Origin of the sequence: Paratractidigestivibacter sp., from assembly GCF_052362415.1 — a bacterium.
Classification (GTDB): domain Bacteria; phylum Actinomycetota; class Coriobacteriia; order Coriobacteriales; family Atopobiaceae; genus Paratractidigestivibacter.
This window is the reverse complement of record NZ_DAWEMK010000055.1, coordinates 1-3,865: the sequence shown is the minus strand read 5'-3', so window position 1 is coordinate 3,865 and position 3,865 is coordinate 1. Positions and strand designations below refer to the sequence as shown.

Genomic DNA, 3,865 nt, shown 5'->3' with positions numbered 1-3,865 from the left:
GGCTCGGCGAAGGCCAGCCCGCTGATGAGGATGGACATCGTGAAACCGAGGCCTCCCATGATGCCGATGGCGGCGACCTGGACCCAGTCCATGTGCTCGGGGAGCTTGGCGAACCCGATCTTCACCAGCAGGAACGTCACGAGGAAGATGCCCAGCGGCTTGCCGAGCACCGCGCCCAGGTAAACGCCCTGGGCCACCGGGTCGGCGATGATGGAGGTGAAGTCGGTGCCCACCAAGTGAAGCTGGGCGTTGACGAAGGCGAAGATCGGCAGGATGAGGAAGTTCACCGGCACGCTAATGTAGTGCTCCATGCGCTCGAGCGGCGGCGTGACGTGGTGGATGACGCTCTCGACCTTGAGGGCTCCCTTGGTGAAGGAATGCTGGCCGAGCACGTGACGCTCGTCGTCGTAGCGGTCGTCGAGGACCTGGGCCTTCTTGCCCAGCCAAGTGCCGAACTCGTTGAGGTTGACGTCGGACTGCGCGGGCAGGGCGAAGGCGAGGATCACGCCGGCGAGCGTGGCATGGATGCCGGAGTTGTACATGCACACCCACAGGACGAGGCCGACGGCGAGGTAGGGCTTGAGCGAGTAGACCTTCGCGTGGTTCAGCCCCCACAGGACGACGATCACGATGGCGGAGGCGGCGCACCAGGCGATGTCGGGCGCCTGGCCGTAGGCGACGGCGATGACCACGATGGCCAGGATGTCGTCCGCGATGGCGAGCGTCTGGAAGAAGACCTTGGTCTCGGGGCTTATCTTGTCGCCCAGAAGCGACGCGACGCCCAGGGCGAAGGCGATGTCGGTCGCGATGGGCACAGCCCAGCCGTGGGCGCGGCCGGCGGCATTGAACAGCAGGTAAATGAGGGCGGGCATGGCGACGCCGCCGACCGCCGCGAGCATGGGGAGCGCGGCTTGGCGCGGGCGGCGGAGCTGGCCCACCGTCATCTCGTACTTGAGCTCGATGCCCACCAAGAGAAAGAAGATCGCCATGAGGAAGTCGTTGACCAGCCCCTCGACGGAGATCGACGCGAGGATGTCCCCGAAGCCGATCGTAAGCGGCTGCATGAGGAAGTGCTCGACGGCCTCGTAGGCTGGGCTGTTGGCCACCACGAGGGCAAGGAGCGCCGCACCGACCATCACGGCCGCGGCAACGGTTCCGTTGGAGGTCACCTCCTCCAGCGCGCCCGAGCGTTGGATGCGCTTGATGACCGCCGGCTCCTCGTAGATGCTGGTCAGGGTGCCGGAAGATGTGCTGTTGGTGGTGCTGTTGGGCATGATCGCCTTTCTTCTCGGGCGACACGCCTCCTTACTCGGCGAGCGCCAGGGTCTGTTCCACGTACACCTTCGCCGCGAGGGACGCGACGGCGGCCTCGAGCACGCGGGCAAGCCCGGGGGCAACCTCGCGGCCCGCCTCGTCGCGGGGCCGGATGGTCGGCTCCACGACGGGGGCGACGAAGTCGGGCCCCACGGCGAACTGCTCGGCGAGCGCGCACTCGAGGGCCGCGACGACCTCATCGTAGAGCGCGCCCGCGTCTACGTGCGCTTCTTCAATCATACCCATGATCTGCTGGAGCTGGGCGATGGAGTAGACCCGCTTGAGCGCGCACACGAACAGCAGGCTCGCCACGTGCCGGCGCGTGTAGCGCTTACGGTTGGGGGCCGGGATGAGGCGCTGCTTGACGTAGTTGTTGACCATCGAGCCGGTCAGCGTCTGCTCGTCGGGCAGGCACATGAAGGCGAGCTCGTCGGACACGAGGGTGATGACCTGGTCGAGGTAGAGCTCGATGCGCGGCAGCTCCGCGATGCGGTAGATGCGCACGGAGGACATGTACGCGGCGAGCGCGCCCGCCTTGGCCTGCGGCTCGTAGGGGGCGATCTGGCCCGCTCCCTCTGCGTACTTCTCGGCCTGCTTGGTGCCCATAGGGCGTCCTCCTCTGGCTCGGGTTTGGTGTTTTTCCCGAAAACGTGACATCTAGTATTCAAAACCACGTGTGGCGTTATCATAGACCAAAAGAGGGTATACCCCGATTTGTTAACGAACCCGGCACCAAGGGAGAAGCTCATGAACGACCAGCGCATCGCCGTACTCACCGACACCGGCTCGGACTGCCCGGCGGAGTTCGCGGCGGCGCACGACGTGCGCGTGGTGCCGCTGCGCATCAACTACTCCGACGGCTCGTCGTACGAGAGCGGCGTCGACATCACGACCGACGAGGTCGTGGAGCGCTTCGAGCAGGAGGTGCCCAAGACCTCGCTGCCCTCCCCCGAGCGCATCGCCGACGAGTTCGCGCGCGCGAAGGCGGACGGGTACAAGGCCGCCGTGTTCGTGAGCATCTCGTCGGGGCTCTCGGCCACCTGCGACACGGTCCGCATGGTCGCGCGCACGATGGAGGACTTCCCCGTCGTGGTCGTCGACACGCTGAGCATCGGCGTGGCCGCCGGCCTCGTCGTCATGGAGGCGGTGCGCCAGGTCGAGGAGGGCGTGCCGCTGTCCGACCTCGAGCAGACGCTCGGCATGGTCGCGCGCAACACGAACGTCTTCTTCACCGTGCGCGACCTCGAGTACCTGCGCCGCGGCGGCCGCATCACCGAGACGATCTACCGCCTGGGCAGCGTGCTCAACATCAAGCCCGTCCTCACCTGCGACGAGGAGGGGCACTACGTCATCGCAAAGAAGGCCCGCGGCTGGGACCGCGCGCTCGACACCGAGATCAAGCTCATCGCCGCCATCGCAGAGAGGCACCCCAAGGTACGCCTGGCTGTGAGCTGCACCTCGGCCTGCGCCGACCTCTATGACCGCATGGAGCAGGCGCTGCGCGAGCGCGTGGCCAACGCGGTGGAGGTCGTCCGCTCCGACATCAGCCCCGCGCTTCTCGTTCACACCGGCCCCAACCTCGTGGGCGTGGCGGTGCAGGGGCTCTAGCGGGAGTGGGGCGCCCAATCCCGTAAAAAACGAGAGCAAAAGGCGAGCGCTTCTTGCCATCCAGTTGGCAAGAAGCGCTCGCCTTTTAGATGCCTCGCATGGCGAAGGGCGCGCAGACTACGCAAGCGACCTTCTTGCCAGCTCTGCCGCACCCAGGATTCCCTGGTCGCCGCCGCAGCCCGGGGCGCAGATATAGGAATCCATGTCCTCGAGCTCGGGGGCCTGGATGTAACCGCCCAAATACTCGAGGGTCTTTTTTCGGACGATGTCGAAGAGCTGCTTCTGGTGCATGACGCCGCCGCCGAGGACGATGCGGCGAGGAGAGTACATGAGCACGAGGTTCGCGCACATCTGGCCGAGGTAATCACCCTCGAGCTCCCACACCTCGTCGTTGCCCGCGAGCTCAGCCGCAGGCTTTCCCCAGCGCGCGGCGATGGCGGGGCCGGAGGCGAGACCCTCAAGACAGCTCTCATGGCTCGGGCAGATGCAGCGCCCCTCCTCGGACGGGCGGGTCCGGACCAGCATGTGGCCCGCCTCGGGATGCAGCATGCCGTGAAGCAGCCTGCCCGCGCACATGACGCCCGCGCCCACGCCGGTGCCGATGGTCACGTAGACGGCGTCCTCGAGCCCTTTGCAGCAGCCGAAGACCGCCTCGCCGAGGCAGGCGACGTTCACGTCCGTGTCGTAGGCCACCGGCACGCCGAGGGCGTCGGCAAACGCGGCGCGAAGACCATAGCCTCGCCACGCGAGCTTAGGCGTCTGGAGGATGGAGCCGTAACGCTCGTCGGCGGGGTCGACGCAGGTCGGGCCGAAGGCGCCGATGCCCAGCGCGTCCACGTCGCGGGCCGCGAACCACTCGATCATCTGCGGGACGGTCTTCTCGGGCGCAAGCGTCGGGGTCTCCATGCGGTCGAGGACCTCGCCGTCGCCGGACACCACGGCG

At 67.0% G+C, this 3,865-nt stretch carries 4 protein-coding genes; 1 reads left to right on the top strand and 3 read right to left on the bottom strand.

All coding sequences use genetic code 11. The features are described from left to right. Together nhaA and ACT84W_RS06645 are read right to left on the bottom strand one after the other, a co-directional pair. Nucleotides 1-1,274: Na+/H+ antiporter NhaA (nhaA, locus tag ACT84W_RS06650; RefSeq protein ID WP_444328635.1), on the bottom strand; the 1,274-nt coding region annotated here is incomplete at its 3' end. A 31-nt stretch (nucleotides 1,275-1,305) separates the two neighbouring features. Further along, complete coding sequence (locus tag ACT84W_RS06645) at nucleotides 1,306-1,920, bottom strand: DUF1836 domain-containing protein (protein WP_444328634.1); 615 nt, start codon at nucleotides 1,918-1,920, stop codon at nucleotides 1,306-1,308. A 141-nt stretch (nucleotides 1,921-2,061) separates the two neighbouring features. On the opposite strand from ACT84W_RS06645, the gene ACT84W_RS06640 reads away from it, so the two are divergent. Further along, the gene (locus ACT84W_RS06640; RefSeq protein WP_444328633.1) at nucleotides 2,062-2,922 is read left to right on the top strand and encodes a DegV family protein; all 861 of its coding nucleotides are present in this window, start codon (nucleotides 2,062-2,064) and stop codon (nucleotides 2,920-2,922) included. A gap of 117 nt (nucleotides 2,923-3,039) precedes the next feature. Here ACT84W_RS06640 and ACT84W_RS06635 read toward each other — a convergent pair. Next, nucleotides 3,040-3,865, bottom strand: an 826-nt coding sequence (locus tag ACT84W_RS06635; protein WP_444328632.1) for an ROK family protein, incomplete at its 5' end; no start/stop codon positions are given.